A 20,668-nucleotide genomic window follows, 5' to 3' on the forward strand; every position below is an offset into this window, starting at 1 on the left:
TCAATGTAGAGGTGAGCCCTTGTGGTGAGGGGATTCATCCCCGATGGGTCGCGAAGCGGCCCCAAAACCTGCAATCGCGATGTAACAAGTACACCGCATGCAATGATTTGCGACTGCTCCGCAGTCGATCGGGGATGAATCCCCTCGCTACAGGGTTTGCATCAACAGGAATGCAGTTCCCGCACAAGCCCGACGCCGGTAACGCCGGGTGTTTCAACGCTTCGTTTCGTCGCTTGCACCACGAGCGTGCAGACGGGCGCCGCACTGATCGGTATAGTGCCGCCCCTCTTCGCGTGAGCGGTCGTCGGTAACGAGGCCATAACCCATGCGAAACCCGAACTAATAACAAACCCGCGAAATGGATCCGGGACGAAACCTTCGCCTCACCTGTCGTGCCGCGCGCAAACCGGTGTAACGCGATGTTTCGGAACATCCAGCATTTGCTTAAACAAAAAACAGCGAGGAAAAATCCATGCTCGAAGTCATCAACGACTTCCTCTCAGGGAAAGTACTGATCGTGCTCATTGTCGGGCTCGGTAGCTACTTCACGATTCGCTCGCGTTTCGTTCAATTGCGGCACTTCTTCCACATGTTCGCGGTGTTCCGCGACAGCCTGAAAAGCAGCGGCGGGCAACTCAGTTCGTTCCAGGCCCTGATGCTCAGCCTTGCCGGCCGCGTCGGTGCAGGCAACATCGCCGGTGTCGGCATCGCCGTGACCCTCGGTGGTCCGGGTGCGGTGTTCTGGATGTGGGTGACCGCACTGGTTGGCATGTCCAGCAGCTTCTTCGAGTGCACCCTGGCGCAGGTCTACAAGCGCGCCGAAGGCGACGGCCTGTACCGTGGCGGCCCGGCCTACTACATCCAGCACGGCCTGAAGTTGAAAGGCATGGCAGTGGTGTTCTCGGTCCTGCTGCTGGTCACCTACGGCTTCGCCTTCATCGGCCTGCAGTCCTACACCGTGACCCACTCGCTGCAAAACGCCTTTGCCTTCGACCCAAGCCACACCGGGATCGTCCTGGCGGTGCTGCTGGCCATCACCTTCATCGGCGGCATCAAGCGCATCGCTGCAGTGTCCGACCTGCTGGTACCGGTCAAGACCCTGGCCTATATCGGCGTGACCCTGTACGTGATCGGCACCCAGATCGAACACGTGCCAGCGATGCTGGAAACCATCTTCAAGAGCGCCTTCGGTCTCGACCCGGCCTTCGGCGGCCTGCTCGGCAGCGCCATCGTCATGGGCGTGAAGCGTGGCGTGTTCGCCAACGAAGCGGGCCTGGGCAGTGCGCCGAACGTCGCCGCCGTGGCCTCGGTGAAACACCCGGGCGCCCAGGGCGTGGTTCAGGCCTTCAGCGTATTCCTCGACACTTTCGTGATCTGCACCTGCACCGCGCTGCTGATCCTGTTGTCGGGCTTCTACACCCCGGGCTTCGAAGGTGACGGCATCGTCCTGACCCAGAACTCGCTGGCCGCCGTGGTGGGTGACTGGGGCCGCATCTTCGTCAGCGTCGCGCTGTCGCTGTTCGTCTTCACCTGCATCCTCTACAACTACTACCTGGGCGAAAACAGCCTGCAGTTCCTCAGCCGCAACCGCGCGTTGCTGATGGTGTTCCGCGGTCTGGTCCTGGCGCTGGTGGTATGGGGTTCGATGCAGGATCTGTCGACCGTGTTCGCCTTCGCCGACATCACCATGACCTGCCTGGCCTTCGTCAACCTGATGGCCCTGGCCATGCTGTTCAAGGTCGGCATGCGCGTGATGCGCGACTACGACGAGCAGCGCCGCGCCGGCATCAAGCAGCCGGTGTTCGACTCCAGCAAATTTACCGATCTGGATCTGGACCTGAAGGCCTGGCCGACCGAGGCGCCAGCCGCCGGCAAGACCGCAGTCGAGCCACAAGGCGTGCCTGCAGCGCAACGCTGACAGGTGAATGACGGGCGCATCCCCTGCGCCCGTCAGTTATTGTGATGCAATACCTGTAGGAGTGAGCCTGCTCGCGATAGCTGTCTTTCAGCCAACATTAATGTTGAATGATGAACCGCTATCGCGAGCAGGCTCACTCCTACAATGTCATCTCTTGTGGAGACCCTCAGATGATTGCCAACACCTTCCCCGCCGCCCAACACGTCATGGTGCTCTACACCGGTGGCACCATCGGCATGCAGGCCAGTGCCAACGGTCTGGCCCCGGCGTCCGGTTTCGAAGCCCGCATGCGCGAGTACCTGCACAGCCAGCCCGAACTGGTGGTGCCGCAATGGCGCTTCCGGGAGATGTCGCCGCTGATCGACAGCGCCAACATGACTCCGGCCTACTGGCAGCAACTGCGCGAAGCGGTGGTCGATGCAGTGGACGTGCAAGGCTGCGACAGCGTACTGATCCTGCATGGCACCGACACCCTGGCCTACAGCGCTGCGGCGATGAGTTTCCAGTTGCTCGGCCTGCATGCCCGGGTGTGTTTCACCGGCTCGATGCTACCGGCCGGCGTCACCGACAGCGATGCCTGGGAAAACCTCGGTGGCGCGCTGGTTGCTCTGGGTCAGGGTCTGGCGCCGGGCGTGCACCTGTATTTCCATGGCGAGCTGCTGGCGCCGACCCGTTGCGCGAAAGTGCGCAGCTTCGGCCGGCATCCGTTCAAGCGCCTGGAGCGTCAGGGCGGCGGGGTGAAAGCGCCGTCGATTCCGGCCGCACTGAACTACAACCAGCCGAAACAACTGGCCAAGGTTGCTGTGCTGCCACTGTTCCCCGGCATCGGCGCCGAGGTGGTTGATGGCCTGCTGGCCAGCGGTATCAAAGGTCTGGTGCTGGAGTGCTACGGCAGCGGCACCGGACCGAGCGACAATCCCGAGTTCCTTGCCAGCCTCGGCCGCGCACGGGACAACGGTGTGGTGGTGGTTGCGGTCACGCAGTGCCATGAAGGCGGGGTCGAGCTGGATGTGTATGAAGCCGGCAGCCGTTTGCGCGGCGTTGGCGTGTTGTCCGGTGGCGGCATGACCCGAGAAGCGGCGTTCGGCAAGCTGCACGGCTTGCTCGGTGCGGGTCTGGACAACGCCGAAGTGCGGCGTCTGATCGAACTCGACCTGTGTGGCGAATTGCGCTGAGCCTGGTCCGGCGCCGGCGATAGTCCGACGCCCTACATATCTACCACCCACGCTGCATCGTGCCTCCCTAGCATGGAGCGATCCCGAGACTTGTCCTCGGGATCGCCTCCATCACCAGAACGCAGGGACGCACGATGAGTTCAGCAACCACAAGCTCCACCCGGCAGACGGCTGCCGGCACCAATCCCACCGAAGCCCTGATCACCCAATTGAGTGTCGGCCCCGACTTGCGCGACGTGGCCGCCGTGCTGTTGCGCGAACATTTGCGCAAGCTGTACCCCACGCTTGATCTGGAGCCGAGCATTACCATGATCGGCACGCCGCAATGGTCCATCGTCGACGAACAGATCGTTGCCGGAAATCCGACCTACCAGGCCTTGACCGAAATCCTCGCCGCCCAGGTCGTGCAGGGCACGCCGACGCTGTATATCGAAGGTGAACACTTTCTGACGCAACAACCGATCAGCGATCCGGCCGTCCACCTGCCGGTACGGATCGACGAAATCGCCAGCCTGCTCAACCTGCTGGCACCGGTCATGCTCACGGCGTTTCAGGAGCAACAGCTGGCGTACTGGAACAACGCCGACGACAGCAACGGCCCGCGTTGGCATACATTGTCGAACACCCTGCGCGAGATCTGGACCGTCAATCAGGTACAAGGCTGGAGCGAGAGTGACTGCGCAATGGCCCGCGCGCTGTATCGCACTGCCGGTCTGGCCGGCAGGAAAATCGATGACCAGAACAGCGCCTGCCTGATCGCCATTGATCTGATCGATGGCACAACCGTAAAGCATCTGAACGAAGTATCGATGGCCGTGCTGATCGGCACACAACAGGGAAAGACGGTCATCCTCGCCCATTCACTGCTCAAGGGTTATCAGAAGTTCGACTCTCTTGATGACCTGGGCAAATCCTTGCCTGCGCACGTGGGCAATCTTCAGCCGTACCAGCAGTTGAACTGGCGATTGCTGGAACCCTCGGGCAGCATCTTCGATTATCAGGCGTGTGCACTGGTCTCGATTCAGATCGATGTGATCGGCGCGCTGGATTTTTCTCCTGCCACACCTGCCCCGCTCGACAAGCCATTGTCCACGGCCACCCCCGAAGTCGACGCCACGGCGAAAAAGCCCGGCCCGCCATTGAGCTGGTTTCAGAATGCCTTACCTGACTGGCTCATTGCTGCATCACTGCCGGATCTGAACAACTATTCCCGGCACTTGAAGGATCTGGCTGCACTGCATAACCAGAACACCGGCAAGTCCTATCTGGATGGCATCCTGCCAATCAGCGAATACGCGTTGAGCGAAATGAACGCCTTGCATGCCGAGACCCTTCGCGAGCACGCCGATGCGCAGCGTACCGACCTTGAAACAGCCCTGGAGTCGATCCAGTTGCGGGTCAAAAGTCCGGTGATCTGGGGCACCTTTACTGTTCCGGGAAAAATCGAGACTTACAATTTCAGCGTCACCGATCTGGCCTTGCAGAATCTGATTGCAGTGCCGGTAGGCAACAAGACCCTGCACTCCACCCGTGGCAAGTCATTGCCGACATGGCTGACCGTAAGCTATCTGGAAGACCTGGTAACCCGCGCGGATATCGGTACGACCTACCCGGCGCTGATCAAGCGTCAGTTGGTCGACACCACGCCAGCTTCCGCCGGGCGACAAGCACTGTTCACTCAACACTTGCGCATCCAGTTGCCGCTGCTGGCCCTGCAATCGAAAATTCGCGGCAAGGCCGGTATCGACGCACGCGGTTACCGCTATGTCGTCGCGGTGCTGGATCCCGACAGCAACCATCGCATGGTCGAGGACCAGACCATCGTCATGCGGCCTCTGGCTTTCGTTCCTCAACGCAGAACAGACGGCAGCCATGACGAAGTCGCCAACATGTTCGTGATCGGTCCTGAGGACCCGAGCGCCGGGCCGTGCCTGCTGTATCGGCCGATGCTCGACCAGCCGTTGACCCAATACCCTTCCCCCAGCAACTTGCTGTACGCCATCCAGCAATCCGCCAGTCTGCGTGACTCGGTGCTCGCCTGGCTCCCGGACCGCGTGCGCAGCGACTACGCCAACTATGTGTTTCCAGGCACGTTGCCCTCCCCCTGGGCCGTCACCGAGTTTCTGGTGGATGCGGAAAAAATGAGGGTCATGAGTGGGCCGATCAGCCTCGGTAGAAAGACCGTGGAGGGCGATCTGCCAGGCGCTCTGTACAAAGCCAACGCGTCGGCGCTGGTCGAGCTGGCCGACCGCCAGTCGGTGTCAAATGCGGAAAGTCGCTGGGCCAGTTTCAAACAGGCCGGATGGACCCTGTTCAATGCCGTCTTGCCGTTCCTCGGACGCACGGTGGGTGTCGCGACGTGGATCTGGCAGGTGATGGAGCAACTGCAAGCCCTGAAGGAAGCCCGGGAGCAGGATGACTCTTCCGCGCAATGGTCAGCGTTCACCGAGGTGTTGCTCAATCTGGGGATGGCGATCACGTTGCACATCGCAGGTCGCTCCCGACCACGGCTGGCCCATGAGACAGCGGCACGCGAAACACCGAAAAACCCTGACCCCACGACCACTGAAATCACCGTGCAACAACTGGAAAAAAGTGCTCCCCATGAAACCGCTGACCTGCAGCAAACCCTGAATATCAGCGGCGCCGCGAATCGCACGCCCGCAAGTCTGGGCACCGTGCTGTCCCACTTCAAAATCCTTCGCCCGCAACGTCTGGGTAGCGCCAACACCACGCCAGGGCTCTATCGCAATCTCTACAGCTACAACAGCAAATGGTACGCCCCGGTGGGCCATGACTGGTTCGAGGTCGCGGTGGACGAAAACGGTACCGTCATGATCATCGATCCGCAGGATCCAACCCGTACCGGCCCAGCCCTGATCGGCAATCTGCGTGGCGATTGGTTCGTCGATACCCGACTGCGTCTGCGCGGTGGCGGCTCGGCCGGCCTGACACAGCTGGCTGAAGCACAACGCCGCATCGAAGCGGAAAAACTGCGCACCCGCCTGACCGCCTTCGAAAGCCGTAAAGCGGCAGCGCAAGGCGAGCTGGAACAGGTCCGCCAGGCAATGAACGCTGCCACCGCTCAGACCGCTGCGGCCCACCGCCAGCTCTTTCTACAGTCTCTGGACAGGCAACGCGTCGCTTATGCCCAGGCGTTGAGCGATCTCAAGGCGTTGCATGTATTCTCGCCAACGGCTGACTACCAACAGAGATCCCTGAGCTACCTGAAGGCGCAGCTCGAACTCATCCATGCAGGGATTCGCGAAGCGCTGACCCTGTTCACGCCGACATTGCGCAGCGTACTCAATCATCTCGAAGAACAGGCTGAACAGCCCCAGAACCGGCATATTGCCGAAACGCGGCAGATGCTTGAGCTCAATCTGGACATGATCACGCGTCTGGAGCAGATCCAGGCACAATTGGTGCAACTCAAAGAGTTCGAGAGAGACGGCTTGCGCTTGATTCAACTGACCCGCAAGGCACTCCCGGCGTACTCGATCGAGGATCTCAAGGCACTGCAGGTGACACTGGCGCGCAATGTCTGCCTGCCCGAACACTCGGTAGCGACCGCCGCGGATGCCTGGCTCAGTCTCGACCAGATTGTCGATACCGCCGATATCGCCGTTCAAGCGCTGCGCGACACCCTTGAGGAGCGCAGCGTTTCCCGGCTCGACGAACGCATCGACTGCCTCAACGATCTGATCGAACAATTCAACGTACTCGACGAGCGCCTGGCAGACTTCAAGTCCGCGTTCGCTGACAGTGTGCAAGAGGCACCGCTGACAAACCTTCGCCAACAGCTCGAGCAATTCAACCGCAGCGCCCGCCACAACCTGGTGCTGTTGCTCGAAGAGCGCGACACCCTGCGCAGCCGCCCGGCGCTCCCCGTGCAACCGCCAAGGCCGAAAAAGAAGTTCATCCGCACCCGCTACAACGGCGTGCTGATCGGCGAGCCGCGCCTGACGGCACAGGGCCTGGAAACCGACCTGGTCGACATCAAGTCACCGCTCACGGACAAGGTCATCTCGACCTTTCATCAAAAAACTCCCGGGGTGTGGGTCGAACGTATCAGCACTGCCTTGCCGACGCCGACGCCAGCGCTCGAAACCAGCCTGAACAAGGGGCAGGACCTGCTCGACGGCCTGCCGGCGTTCACCCTGCGCATGAACGAACTCATGAAGCAGGCCGGACGCTCGGCGGTCGGTATCGAGTACCTGTTTCACCAGCACGCCCTGCAACTGGAACACGTCAGCGCGGCCATTGAACAGGCCCTGACCGACAGCAACGCCACGGACAGCAGCCAGCGCTCGGCTGCGGTGCTGAACAAGGCGCTGAGCGATGCCGTCGACAGCCTATATCAGCAGGCCAAAACCGCCATGTCGATGATGACCAGGGCACAATCACCCACACCATCAGGTGTCGCCTGGCTTCAGACCAATGACAGCATCCGTATTGCAAAAACTGTCAGTCGACGCCGCCTCAAGGGCGGCAAGGCGCTCTACCTGGACGAATACAGCATCACTGACCAGACCACGCGCAAGGTGCTGTGGTACGCGCATTTTCTGTACTCCACCTCATGGGTGCCGGACAAGGCCTTCCTCTCTGCACGTTTGAAAACCCCCGCGGAGCGGCAACTGGGATCCGATGCCGACAGCACTCGCGGGTTGAGCCGGGCCGAACGGCTGGCGTACTACCGCAGCATGATCGGCGTGGAGCAGGCCCGACAGCTGTTTTTCAGCGCGAGCTAAGGCATACGCTGATGACCGTGCACGACGTCGCCCCTGCCTGTGGGCGTCGTGCACGGCACGCTACTTGCTGCCTCTTTTGCCAAAAACCAGCGGATGCCGCCTCATGCTCCACTCCCACCTCACGACGCTCAATGCCGTCTCACTGGTACTCAACACCTTCAAGACCGAAGGCCTGTCGAGCGAAGCGCTGCTGGCCGGCAGCGGCATCAGTGCGGCGGATCTGGCCCGTGCCGACACACGCATCACCACCAATCAGGAAATGCAGGTCTGCGCCAATGCGGTCGCGCTCAAGCATGACATCGGCCTGGAACTGGGCCGACGGATGCACGTTTCCTGCTACGGCATCCTCGGTTACGCCCTGCTCACCAGTGCCACCTTAGGTGACGCTTTGCGCCTGGCGATTCGCTATCCGGCGCTGCTGGGAACACTTTTCGAACTGAGCCTGGAAGACGACGGCGAGCGGGTCTGGTTCGTCGCCGCCGATTACCGCGAGAGCCCGTCGATGGCGGTGTTCAACGCGGAGTTCTGCCTGGTGTCATTGAAGGTCATCTGCGACGATTTGCTTGGGCATCCGCTGCCGCTACTGGCGACACGTTTTGAACATGCCGCGCCGGATTACCGCGACAGCTACGCTGAGCACTTCAACAGCCCTCTGCACTTCGGCGCCAAGGACAATGCTTTCGCCTTTGACCGGCGCTGGCTCGATCAGCCGTTGCCTTTGGCCGACAGCATCACCCACCAGGCCATGGCCGACCGCTGCCGCAAACAGAACATCGAGTTCACCGGACGTCAGGCGTGGCTGGGGCGGATTCGCCAGTTGCTCAGTGCCCAGCTCAATGCAGCACCGGGGCTGGAGGGGCTGGCCCAGCAAATGAAGTGCTCGCCGCGCACCTTGCGCCGCCATTTGAAGGACATGGGCAGCAGTTATCAGGAACTGCTCGACGAACTGCGCTTCGAGCGGGCCAAGCAGATGCTGTGTGAGGATCAACTGCCGATCTACCGCATCGCCGAGACCCTGGGCTTCAGCGAGACCGCGAGTTTCCGCCATGCGTTCGTGCGCTGGAGCGGGGTGGCGCCGAGCCAGTTTCGCCCTCATTGATGTTCCAATGTGGGAGCGGGCTTGCTCGCGAATTCGCAGTGTCAGTCGCGATCAATTTATCTGACATACCGTATTCGCGAGCAAGCCCGCTCCCACCGGGACGCATTTCATGCCTGAATCGAAGCAAGGCTGTACTGAAAAGAGGGGCGAATTGCGGTCAGAGTTTTTGGCCATATCGATCCCCTTTTGGCCTTTCCTGCCGTTCTCCGATTCGCCGCGCGCCGCAACACTGGGGGCAACCGAATCAGCCCCCCTGCGGAGAACAACAAATGCTGACGATCTACTCGGACGATCACCACCTGCACCACGGCCGCTGCGAACTCATCGACGGCCAGCTCAAGCCGTGTTTCGAAATGCCGTCGCGCGCCGACCACGTGCTGCAACGGGTACAGCACCAGAACCTCGGCCCGGTAGAAGCGCCAAAGGATTTTGGCCTCGAACCGATCGCGCGCATCCACAGCCGCGATTACCTCGACTTCTTCAAAGGTGCGTGGGCACGCTGGACCGAATTCAACACCGACGGCGACTTGCTGCCCTACACCTGGCCCGCACGCACTCTGCGGCAGATCAAACCGACCAGCCTGCACGGCCAGCTCGGCTACTACAGCTTCGACGGCGGCGCGCCGATCACCGCCGGCACCTGGCAAGCGGCGTACAGCGCAGCGCAGGTCGCCCTCACCGCCCAGGCCGAAATCCAGCGCGGCGCACACAGCGCCTTCGCCCTGTGCCGACCACCGGGACACCACGCTGCCAGCGACTTGATGGGCGGTTATTGCTACCTCAACAACGCCGCCATCGCCGCTCAGGCATTCCTCGATGCCGGCCACAAGAAGGTCGCGATCCTCGACGTCGACTACCACCACGGCAACGGCACCCAGTCGATTTTCTACGCGCGCAGCGACGTGCTGTTCACCTCGATCCACGGCCATCCGGAGGCCGAGTTTCCGTTCTTCCTCGGCTACGAAGATGAACGCGGTGAAGGCGCCGGTGAAGGTTTCAATTTCAACTATCCGCTGCCGGCCGGTTCCGGCTGGGATGTGTGGAGTGCGGCGCTGGAACAGGCCTGCAACGAGATCGACAGCTACGGTGCCGACATCATCGTCGTGTCGCTGGGCGTCGACACCTTCAAGGACGATCCGATCTCGCAGTTCAAGCTCGACAGCCCGGATTACCTGGCCATGGGCAAACGCATCGCCGCCCTCGGCAAGCCGACGCTGTTCGTCATGGAGGGTGGTTACGCGGTGGAGGAAATCGGTATCAACGCGGTAAACGTGCTCGAAGGGTTCGAACAATGAACCGACTCAAGCACTGCATTGCGCCAGCCCTGTGCGCCGCGCTGCTCAGCGTCGGCGCCCACGCCGAAGAACGCACCCTGCGCGTCTACAACTGGTTCGACTACATCACGCCCAAGGCGCTGGAAGACTTCAAGGCACAGAACACCCAGACCAGACTGGTCTACGACATCTTCGACACCAACGAAGCACTGGAAGCCAAGCTGCTGACCGGCAACTCCGGCTATGACGTGGTGGTGCCGTCCAACGTGTTCCTCGCCAAGCAGATTGAGGCCGGGGTGTTCCAGCCGCTGGATCGCAGCAAGCTGCCGAACTGGAATCACCTCGATCCGAAACTGATGAAGCTGATCGAAGCCAACGACCCGGGCAACAAATTCGCCGTGCCGTACATGTACGGCACCATCCTGATCGGCTTCAACCCGGCCAAGGTCAAAGCCGCGCTGGGCGATAACGCGCCGGTGGACAGCTGGGACCTGATCTTCAAGGAAGAGAATCTCAGCAAGCTCAAGCAGTGCGGCGTCGCCCTGCTCGATTCGCCGTCGGAGATCCTGCCGCTGGCGCTGCAACACCTGGGTCTGGATCCCAACAGCAAGAACCCGGCGGATTACGCCAAGGCCGAAGCGCTGCTGATGAAGATCAGGCCGTACATCACCTACTTCCACTCATCCAAGTACATGGCCGACATCGCCAACGGTGACATCTGCGTCGCGGTCGGTTATTCCGGCAGCTTCTCGCAAGCGGCCAACCGCGCCAAGGAAGCGAAGAACGGTGTAGTGGTCGACATGCGCCTGCCCAAGGAAGGCGCACCGATCTGGTTCGACATGCTCGCTATTCCCAAGGGCGCGAAGAACACCGAGGACGCCTACACCTTCATCAACTACCTGCTGCAACCGGCGGTGATCGCGCCGGTCAGCGACTTCGTCGGGTATCCGAACCCGAACAAGGACGCCACCCAACGGGTCGATCCGGCGATCCGCAACAACCCCAACCTGTACCCGACCGATGCGGCGATGGGCACGCTTTACACCCTGCAACCGCTGCCGCGGGATGCCGAGCGTGCACGCACCCGGGCCTGGACCAAGATCAAGTCCGGTACCTGAGCCGACGCTGACGACAAGACCCGCCGCCGTGCGGGTCTTTTTTTGCCTGCGATATTTATCTACCACCTTCGGTGCTCGGCCCGTCACTACCTTGCAACGCATCGCCCGCCGCCACTTTCGCGGTGCCTGCTGTTCTGACCAAGGATGTGACCATGCCAGAAACCTTCAACTCTCCCGCCGACCACAAGCTGCCGGATGATCAAGACGCCCTGCTCACCCAACTGATCGCCGGCCCCTCAATCAGGGAAGTCGCCACCCGCGCCCTGCAACCGGCACTGAAGACGCTATACCCCAAGTTACAGATCGACCCGCGACTGGCAATGGTGGTGACACCTGGCTGGACCTTGCGTGACCAGCGTGTCGTCCCCGGGCCGCGACACTTCGAATCGCTGACCGATGCGCTGGTGCGTCATGGCGTCGCCAACAAGCCAGTGACCTACCTGGATGGCGAGCACTACCTCACCTTGCATCCTGCTCACGAGACGCCGGTACAACTGCCCGTCAACATCGAGGCCATCGCCAGGCTGCTCAATGAACTGGCGCCGCTGCTGTTTGTTGCCTTCGAGGAACAACAGGTCGATTACTGGAACCAGTTCACCCGCGCCTCCGCCCCGCGCTGGCAGGGATTGTCCAGGTCCCTGCGCGAACTGTGGAACGTCGGGACGAACCCGGCGTGGGACGACGACCAGCGCGCCATGGCCCAGAGTCTTTTCGACCATCCGCAAAAAACTGCCCGCAGTACCGATGATCGCTATCAGTCCCGCGCCTGCCTGATCGATCTGGACACCACGCGCGATGGCACTTCCACTCACCTGCACGTCCTCGATATGGCCGTACTGATCGGCACGCTCGGCAGCCGCACGCTGATTCTCACCCACACCATCACTCGCGGTTTCCAGGCCTTCGATACCCTGCAGGAACTGGGTGCCTCACTGCAGAGCCAGACGGAGGGACCGCCGCCTGCAACCCTGCAATGGCGGCTGATCGAACCTGACGGTGACTACTTCGATCATCTGGCGTGCAATCTGATCGCCCTGCAGGCCGACGCGATTGGCGAGCTGGCAAACGAACCGGCGACAACCAACCTGACGCCCCACGTCAGCCGCGCGACCAACGAACTCGATCCCACGGACAAGCAGTCGTCTTCACGCTTCAACCTGGTCGAGCAAGCGTTGCCAGAGTGGATGGTCGACGCCTCGCCCAGCGACCTGACTGCCTACAGCCGTCATCTGATGGATCTGGCGCAGGTGCAAAGTCAGAACGCCGAGCAGTCCTTTGACGACGGTATCAAACCGATTCGCGAGTTCGCGCTGGAGCAACTGCAGGCGGCCCTGCTCAAGGAGCATCCCGAAGCCACTGAACTGAATCTGGCCGAGATTCGCATCGTGGTCGACAGCGTGGTGGTGTGGGGCAGTTTCACACCGTTGCTGGAGCCCGAACGCAGCACCTTCAGCCTGGTCGATCTGGCGTTGCAGAACCTGATTGCCTTGCCGCTGGGCAACAAGACCGTGAGCAATATCGGCAGCACTCCGGTGCCGGCATGGATGACGGCCGATTATCTGGAGAGATTGATCGTCAGTGTCGACATCGGCCAGACCTATCCTGCGCTGATCAGGCAAAAACTGCGCGATGACCCGCTGGAAAGCCTGCGACGGCAGAACCTGTTCACCAGCCGGCTGCGTGTCGAATTGCCGTTACTGGCGTTGCAGCAGAAGATTCGCGCGCAGGGCGGGGTCGACGAGGCGGGCTATCGCTATGTCGCGGCCGTGGTTCAGTTGCTGGACGCCAATCGCCGGGTGGACGGTCAGGAGATTGTCATTCGACCGCTGGCCTTCAATCCCGCGTGGCGCCCGGGGACGACCACCGATGAAGTGGCCAACATGTTCGTGATCGGGCCCCGACAGATGGACAAGGGACCCTGCCTGCTGTACCGGCCGCTGTCCGATCATGCCTTGCTCCAGTACCCGTCGCCGGCCAACCTGGTGTACGCCATCAAGCATTCACCGACATTGCGTCAGGCGGTTCTCGCCTGGTTGCCGGACAGTGCGCGCGCCAACTATGCCAATTACGTGTTCTGCGATGATCGCCCCTCGGTATGGTCGCTCTCACAACTGCTCGCCGATCCACTGACTTCCTTGCAGATGAGCGGCACGCTGACCTTGGGAACAGCAGTCATCGCTACCGATTACCTGGCTGTTCTGTTCAAGGCCAACGTCAGTGCAATGGTCGAACTGGCGAATCGGCAATCGGTGTCCAATAGCGAAAGTCGCTGGGAGAGCTTCAAGCATGCGAGCTGGATGATCCTCAGCGCCGCGCTGCCGTTTTTCGGTCGAACCGTCGGTACCGCCGCCTGGATCTGGCAAGTGCTGGACGATCTGCAACAAACCTTCGACGCCGCCGCCACAGGCGACACCGGGCAGCAGAAAACCGCGATGACCGATCTGTTGCTGACCCTGGCCATGGTGCTCGCCCATCACGCCAGCACCCGTAACGCGACGCCTCGGGACATCACTGAAAAGAAGCCGGTGACCGTCGAAACCGAGCCCATGGAGCCGGTGCCACCAACGCCGGTAAGCATCGTGCAACGCCCTGATGTGATCGGTGAGTATCCGGCGCAACACCAGACTTCGCTGATGACCGACACCGCCCTGAGCCTGACCCAAACCCTGGATCGCTTTGCCGTTACGCGCCCCGAAGCGCTCACCCCGCCCGCCAGCGACGCCGGCCTTTATCGACACCTTTATCGACATGCCAGCGGGTACTACGCACCCGTGGGTGAGCGCTGGTTCGAAGTGGCGGTCGCCGACACCGGTGAGGTATCGATCATCAATTCGCAGCGACAGCCCGGACATCAGGGCCCCGGGTTGATCCGCAATCGACGGGGCGAGTGGTTCGTCGACATTCGCCTGCGTCTGCGCGGTGGTGGTCTGTCGAGTCGGCGCAAAGCCAAACGACGGGAAAACAATGAACGCATCGCCGAACTCAAGAAACAACTGACCGAGTTCGATAACACGCGCGAGCAGGCCCGCACAGAGCTGACAGCCGCTCACACCGCCATGACCGCGGCCAGCGATGACACTCTGGTGGCGCAGCAGACTACGTTTCTTGCAGCACTTGAACGCCGCACCGGGGAATACGCGGCTCCCATCGACCAGCTGAAATCGCTGAACCTGCTTGAGACCGTACCCCATTTCCGCACCGCCATGACCGAGATGCTCGGTACCCAGTTGTTCTTCAACCAGACATGGCTCACTCAACGTGACCCCCTCTTCGCCAGAATCCTCAAGGAAACCCTGGTGCTGCTCGAGGCCGAGGAAACGGCTGCAGGCACCGGTGACCCCGTCACCTACCGCAGAATGTACGATTTGACCGAGGACATGATCAGCAAGATCGAGTTTGCCCAGTCACGTTTTCAGGAGTTGAGCCGACTGGGCAAACGTGCCGCTGAAGTCGCCAATACCTATCGCGCAAAGCTGCCTGTGTTCAGTCTCAATGATCTCAAGGCGCTTCAGGTGTCGCTGGCTCGCGACATCTGCCTGCAAGAGCAGGCTTCGCCAGCGCTGACTCAGGCGCAAGGCGATCTGGTACGCCTGCTCGACACAACCAACCTGGTGATTCAGACCTCCCAGGAACTGCTGCTCGACCAGACCAGCCTGGGGGCCAACGAGCGGATCGAAGGCCTCAACGGCATGCTCGAACAGTTTGCCGCCATCGATCAGTCGTTCGAGGATTTCGCCCTCAACCACAAGGATGTGCTGCTCGACGAGCCCTTCAGCCATACGCGTAAACGAATCAACGAGTTTCAGCACCAGACCGAAGAGCACCTGGCGCAATTGCTCCTCGAACACCGGCCGGTGGAGCCTCGGCCCGGTCCTTCAAGGCCAGCGCCAGCCTCACGTAAACGGATTATCAAAACCCGCTTCAAGGGCACAGTGGTCGGCGAGTTGCGTTCCTCGGCGCCAGGGCAACCGGTCCTGCTTGACGTGAAAGCGCCCATGACCGGGAACGTCATCGCCACTTTTCACGAGAAAACGCCCGGTGTCTGGGTCGAACGCATTCAGCCCGGACGGCGCCGCCCGCCTGCTCCGGTAGCGGATCTCGCCACCCAGATCAGCCAGGGCCAGGCGCTGCTCGATGGCGTAGAAAGCTTCATCCGGCAAACCGAAGCCCATGCCAAAAAACCCGGTCGGATTCCGGTGGAAATCGAAGAGCAGTTCCAGCGCAAGGCCGAACAGCTCGACGAAAGCGCGAAAAGCCTTGAACAGGCCCGGCTGCGGGCGAACAGCACCGAGGAGCCGCCAGCCCTGATCGGCCAATTGAACCAGGCGGGTGAACGCCTGTACGCCGAGGGCTACCGGATACGGGTCGAGATGACCAAGCAACAACCGCCAACCGCCGCCCGGGTCGAATGGTTATTGCACAAAAATGAGATCGACATTGTGTCTGGCGGTGCCCGGCGTCGCCTCAAAGGACCGCGCAGGGATTATCTGCAGGAGTACGAAATTCGCGAGCGGCGCACCGGCAAGACGTTGTGGTACGCGCACTTCCATTACAACAGCCCCGATGCACCGGCCGACGCCTTCACCGCCGCCCATTTGAAACTGCAGGAGCAACGGCGGATGGCCGGCGCCTTCGACCTGGACTCAACCACCAGCAGCCCGCAAATCATCGCTATCTATCGCAGCGCGATCGGCCCGCAGCTGGCGCGTTCGCTGTTTTTCTCATAAGCCCCAAACGTCAAAAAGGACAATGACAATGACTGAGCATTCAGCGAACACCGAAACCCATGCATTGCTGCAAAAGAGCCAGATCGTCCATCAGACCAGTCGCGGGCCCACAGTCGATGAAGTCGCCAGCGCAGTGCTGCGCCAGGCGCTCGAAGCGCTGTATCCACAACGCAAGATCGATCCCGAGCAGGCCATGATCGGCACGCCACAATGGCAATGGCTGAACGCGGAACGAGTGGCCCTGCCGACCCGATTTGAATCACTGACAGAGGCACTCGTCCGGCAATTTTTCAACGGCTCCAGCGCCAACTATCTGGAGGGTGAACACTTTCTGACCTTGAACCACCAGGCCACGCCAGTGGTGCATATGGATGTCGATATCGAGGCCATTGCCGATCTGCTCAACGATTATTCGCCCCTGTTGTTTGTCGCCTTCGCCGAGCGACAGCTGGATTACTGGAACAGCACCCGACGCCAATTGCCGCGCTGGCAAGAACTCTCCGATGCCCTGCGCGAAGCCCTGAACGTCCATCACGCCGAGGGCTGGGACGATGAACAGTGCCTGGTCGCCCGGGCGATTTCGCGGCGCCCGGACAAACAGGAGCGCCAGCGTCACGACATAACACTGTCGGACATCCGCGTGTGCCTGATCGACATCGACTCGGTCGATGCTCAAGGCGCTGCCCGGCACCTGATTCTGGGCGGCGCCGTGGTGATTTTCGGACGCTATGGCCTGCGCGATCTGGTCATGATGTACACCGTGGAAGATGGTTACGAGACATTCGACTCTCTACAGCAACTGGGTGAATCACTGCCGCAGCGTATCGAACTGTTGCCGGCCGGACAGAATCTGCAGTGGCAGTTGTTCGAACCCGAGGGCAATTTTTTCGACCACATGGCGTGGGTCCTGATTGCCAACCAACTCGATGCCATCCGGGCAATCACCCGACAAAGTCTCGACGAGGAAAGCGAGGACGGCTCCTCCCTTCTGCCCCTGATCGAGCAAGCCAGCGAACCGCAGAAAAACACCCTCATCGACCTAGATGATTCGATACCCGACTGGTTGCTCGACGCTTCGGCTTCCGAGCTCGATCAATACAGCCAATCGATCAATGCGCTGGGCCAGTTGTACCGGCAGGCAGACAAGGCGCTGTTGCCAATCCCGCCGATCGATACCTATGCACGCAATTGCATGCGTGAGGCGATCATTGCCGATCAGCCATCGGCGGCCAGGCTGCCTTTGGACAAATTGCAAATCCGCATCACCAACAGCTTCGAATCGGGAGGCGTGACACTGCCCGATCCGCATGACACCCATATCGAAACCCTGGGCGAGTACGCCTTGCAAAACCGCACGCCGTATCTGGCGACTCTGCAATTCGACCCGCCACAAGCGCTGCCGCAGTGGCTGACTGTCGCCTACCTGACGAAGATGGCAAACAAGATCGACATGGGTGAGGTCTACCCCGGCTTGATCAGGGACAGGCTGATCAACGATCCGCTGCAGGCCCCCCTGCAGCAGCGTTTTTACCTCCGCCAGTTGCACGCACTGCTGCCGCTGATTGCACTGGAATCCAAGCTGCGTCGCCTCGGCGGCGTGGATGAGCAGGGTTATCGCTGTGTCCAGGAGTGGCTCAAACCGATACCCGGTCATCCACACACTGTGGTCATTCGCCCGCTGACGTTTATCCATGCCGGGGAGACTGTTGGCGATGTTGTCACCAACATGTTCATCATTGCCCCGCGTCTGCCTGGAGCCGGGCCATGCCTGCTGTATCGTCCGTTGCTTGAGCAGCCATTGCTGCAATTCCCCTCAACGCAAAACCTGCTGTACGCCGTCCATCAGCCAGGCGAACTGAGAGATTCGGTGCTGGCGTGGCTGGCGGATTCCCAAACCAGCTTCAAATATGCCCAATACACCTTCCCCATCGGTCTGCCCAGTCCGTGGCTGGGCGCGCAATTGCTCGCCGAGCCCTGGACCAGCGTCAAGTGGGCCGGGCCGGTCGGGCTTGCCTCCACGGCGCTGACTGGCGACGTGTTCCCGGTGCTGTTCAAGACCCATGCACTGGCGATGGCCGAACTCGCCGACCGACAGTCGTTGTCCAATGCGCAACGCCGCTGGGCCTTGCTGCGAGACAGCGGGTGGGCGTTGTTCAACGTTGCCGCGAACTTTCTCTGCGGCCCGGCAGGCGCGGCGATCTGGGTCTGGCAAAGCATCAGCGAAATCGATCAGGTCGTGGATGCCCACAATCGTGGCGATACCCACGCCCAGTGGAGCGCGGTTGCCGATATGTTGCTGAACCTGGGCATGATCCTGGCCCATCATGCGGCCACCCAACGCACAACCGGCCCCCGCACAGCGTTACGCAGCGAAGGCGCAAGCGATATCGAAAGCGAAGGGCTGCCCCGGATCCAGACCGCCCCTGCACAAACGCCTGTCCCGCCCACGGTTACACACGTCACCACGCTGTTGAGTGACCCACTCCCGGCCAGCCATTACTCCTCGCTTGAGGCCTACGGCTCGGTGCCCCGTCGCTCGCCCGGTGCCTTGGCAACGTTTCTGAATACTCTGGCCGTGCCGGCTCCCGACCTCACGGCAGCCGCGGTGGAAACCCTGCTGCGCGGCAAGGCGACCTTGTATCGCCTCGCTAACAGCACCTATGCGCAGGCGGGCGACCGCTGGTTCCGCGTGATTGAAAACGATGACCAGCAGGTGCAAATCGTTGATCCGCAAACGCCGTCAAAAACCGGTCCGCTGCTGATTCACAACCAGCAAGGCCAATGGTTCGTGGATACCCGACTGCGTCTGCGCGGGGGCGCCGGGGGCACCAGCCTGCAAAGTCAGCTCAAGGCCCAGCGCAAGGAAAAAGAAATCCAGAGGAACCAGCTCGGTACGGCTCTGCAAGCATTCAGAAATCAGGAAGCCGTCGGCAACGCTGCTCTGGAGCAAGCCCAGTTAGCCATGCTTGGCGCCTCCGGACAAGCCCACGAAGAGGCGACCCGGCGTTACCTTGACCAAGTCGAAAAGCTGATCGGGGATTACGACGAGGCCTTGAAAATACTCGGCCAATGGCGCCTCAAAGGGGGGAGCGATGGCTATTTCGTCGAATTGCAGCGCATGACCACTTTGCTGCAAAAAAACCTCAGCCTCTGGTTCGTTCTCAAACGCAACGCTTACGCAGTATTGACCCGTAAATTGGCTCAACACACGGTCATCGATACACCGCAAGCGCTGCAAAGTTACAACGAGGAATTGCACCAGGCTCTGGCTTTGAGCCAGGACATGATCGCCCGCCTGCAGCTGTCCCGTACCTCCTTGGAAACTCTCGACACCATCGGCAGTGCAGGCATGACCACCGCGCAACGCTTGCGCCAACTGCTCCCGGCGTTTAACCAGTGGGATCTGAAATCCAATGCCATCGGCATGTCTCACGAGTTGTGCATGCAGGAAACAGCCACCGAAGCGGCGCGGGAAGCCACCGGTTGGCTGATAATCGAAGCCGCCACCGCCACACACCGCCATGCCGCCCTGATCAGGAAACCCGACAACGGCGACAGCACTGCGCTGCGCATTGATCGTCTGAGCCGACTGATCGATGTCTATGTCGATGCCGATCAGCGTCTGGGGGACTTGCCAGGCGAATACCCGGGCATGGTGGTTGCGGCGGAACTGACACGGATGAGGAGCTTGCTCGGCGAATTCAGACAACTGGCGCAGGAGCAACTGAGCGAACTGCTGCCGGAAACCGGAGCCCGCAGCACGCCGGCCACACCGGGCCCCTCTGTCGCAGGACCGTCCCGACCGGTTGGCAAGGTCACCAAGAGCCGGCCTCGTGACCCTGCGCCCGCCAGACCCGCAGCCGCCAGCGAATCACCTCTGGAAGAAATGCTTCCCGTCAGACCCTCCGCCTCCCCGACGACGCAGGTGGGCGACATCGAGTTCATTGCCGATGCCCTGACCCAGAATGAGCGAGTGCAGGCGTTCATTGACCGGACCCGGCGTGACGCTCTGAGGCCCAACCGCATACCGGCAGACATGCAGGATCTGTTCGATCAGCAGGCTCGGCGACTGGAACAGATTGCTGTCAGCGTCGAACAGGCGCAGGCCCGCATTGTCGCCGCCGGTGGCACGCGGTTGCCGGTGGGCAACTTGAGTGCGGAACTCAACAGTGCTGCGGTCCGGTTACGCGCTCAAGGCATCGCCGTGCGCGCCAGTCTGCTCAAGGATCGCCAGCCTCGACAAGCCTATTTGCACTGGTTGCTGGACAATCAACAGGTCCGGATCGTCAGGAACGCCCTGGGCCGGATCAAGACCAAAAAGCGCCAGGATTATTTTCAGGAGTATCAGATACTCGACAGTACCCAGCATGATCAGCCGTTATGGCTCGCGCATTTTCACTACGACTCGCCCGAAGCCGCGCCGGAACAATTCACCGCGGCGCACTTGAAAGTCGCCGATGCGCATTTGAAGACCCTCAGCGCAGAGCGTCGAGAAGCCCTGACAAACCTGACGCCAATTGATTACGTGCTGCGCCGGATTGGCGATCCGAGCCTGTTCCTGCAACTCGAAGCACAACCGTGATACCGCTGTCGGGCGCATTGATCT

At 61.1% G+C, this 20,668-nt stretch carries 8 protein-coding genes; all 8 read left to right on the forward strand.

The window, feature by feature from the left end:
* Nucleotides 1–472 precede the first annotated feature (472 nt).
* The 8 genes from E4T63_RS27985 (at nt 473) to E4T63_RS28020 (ending at nt 20,644) form a co-directional block, all read left to right on the forward strand.
* The gene (locus tag E4T63_RS27985) at nt 473–1,918 is read left to right on the forward strand and encodes an alanine/glycine:cation symporter family protein (RefSeq protein WP_135296861.1); all 1,446 of its coding nucleotides are present in this window, start codon (nt 473–475) and stop codon (nt 1,916–1,918) included.
* 170 nt (nt 1,919–2,088) lie between these two features.
* Nucleotides 2,089–3,093: an asparaginase gene (locus E4T63_RS27990; RefSeq protein ID WP_134785021.1), complete on the forward strand. Its 1,005-nt coding sequence runs from the start codon at nt 2,089–2,091 to the stop codon at nt 3,091–3,093.
* Between the two features lie 134 nt (nt 3,094–3,227).
* On the forward strand, nt 3,228–7,844 hold the full coding sequence (locus E4T63_RS27995; protein WP_135296862.1) for a hypothetical protein: 4,617 nt from the start codon (nt 3,228–3,230) through the stop codon (nt 7,842–7,844).
* 103 nt (nt 7,845–7,947) lie between these two features.
* Entirely contained in the window at nt 7,948–8,943 is a 996-nt protein-coding gene (locus tag E4T63_RS28000; RefSeq protein WP_027610360.1) for an AraC family transcriptional regulator, read from the forward strand.
* 269 nt (nt 8,944–9,212) lie between these two features.
* A complete protein-coding gene (locus E4T63_RS28005; protein ID WP_135296863.1) occupies nt 9,213–10,238 on the forward strand; it encodes a histone deacetylase family protein in 1,026 nt (341 codons plus the stop codon).
* Nucleotides 10,235–11,335, forward strand: a complete 1,101-nt coding sequence (locus tag E4T63_RS28010; protein WP_135296864.1) for a polyamine ABC transporter substrate-binding protein — start codon at nt 10,235–10,237, stop codon at nt 11,333–11,335. Before E4T63_RS28005 ends, E4T63_RS28010 begins: the two co-directional genes overlap by 4 nt.
* A 152-nt stretch (nt 11,336–11,487) precedes the next feature.
* Complete coding sequence (locus E4T63_RS28015; protein ID WP_135296865.1) at nt 11,488–16,062, forward strand: DUF6543 domain-containing protein; 4,575 nt, start codon at nt 11,488–11,490, stop codon at nt 16,060–16,062.
* Between the two features lie 28 nt (nt 16,063–16,090).
* Nucleotides 16,091–20,644, forward strand: coding sequence for a hypothetical protein (locus E4T63_RS28020; RefSeq protein ID WP_135296866.1), 4,554 nt, complete (start codon nt 16,091–16,093; stop codon nt 20,642–20,644).
* Nucleotides 20,645–20,668: the final 24 nt, after the last annotated feature.

Source organism: Pseudomonas fluorescens, assembly GCF_004683905.1.
Classification (GTDB): Bacteria; Pseudomonadota; Gammaproteobacteria; order Pseudomonadales; family Pseudomonadaceae; genus Aquipseudomonas; species Aquipseudomonas putida_A.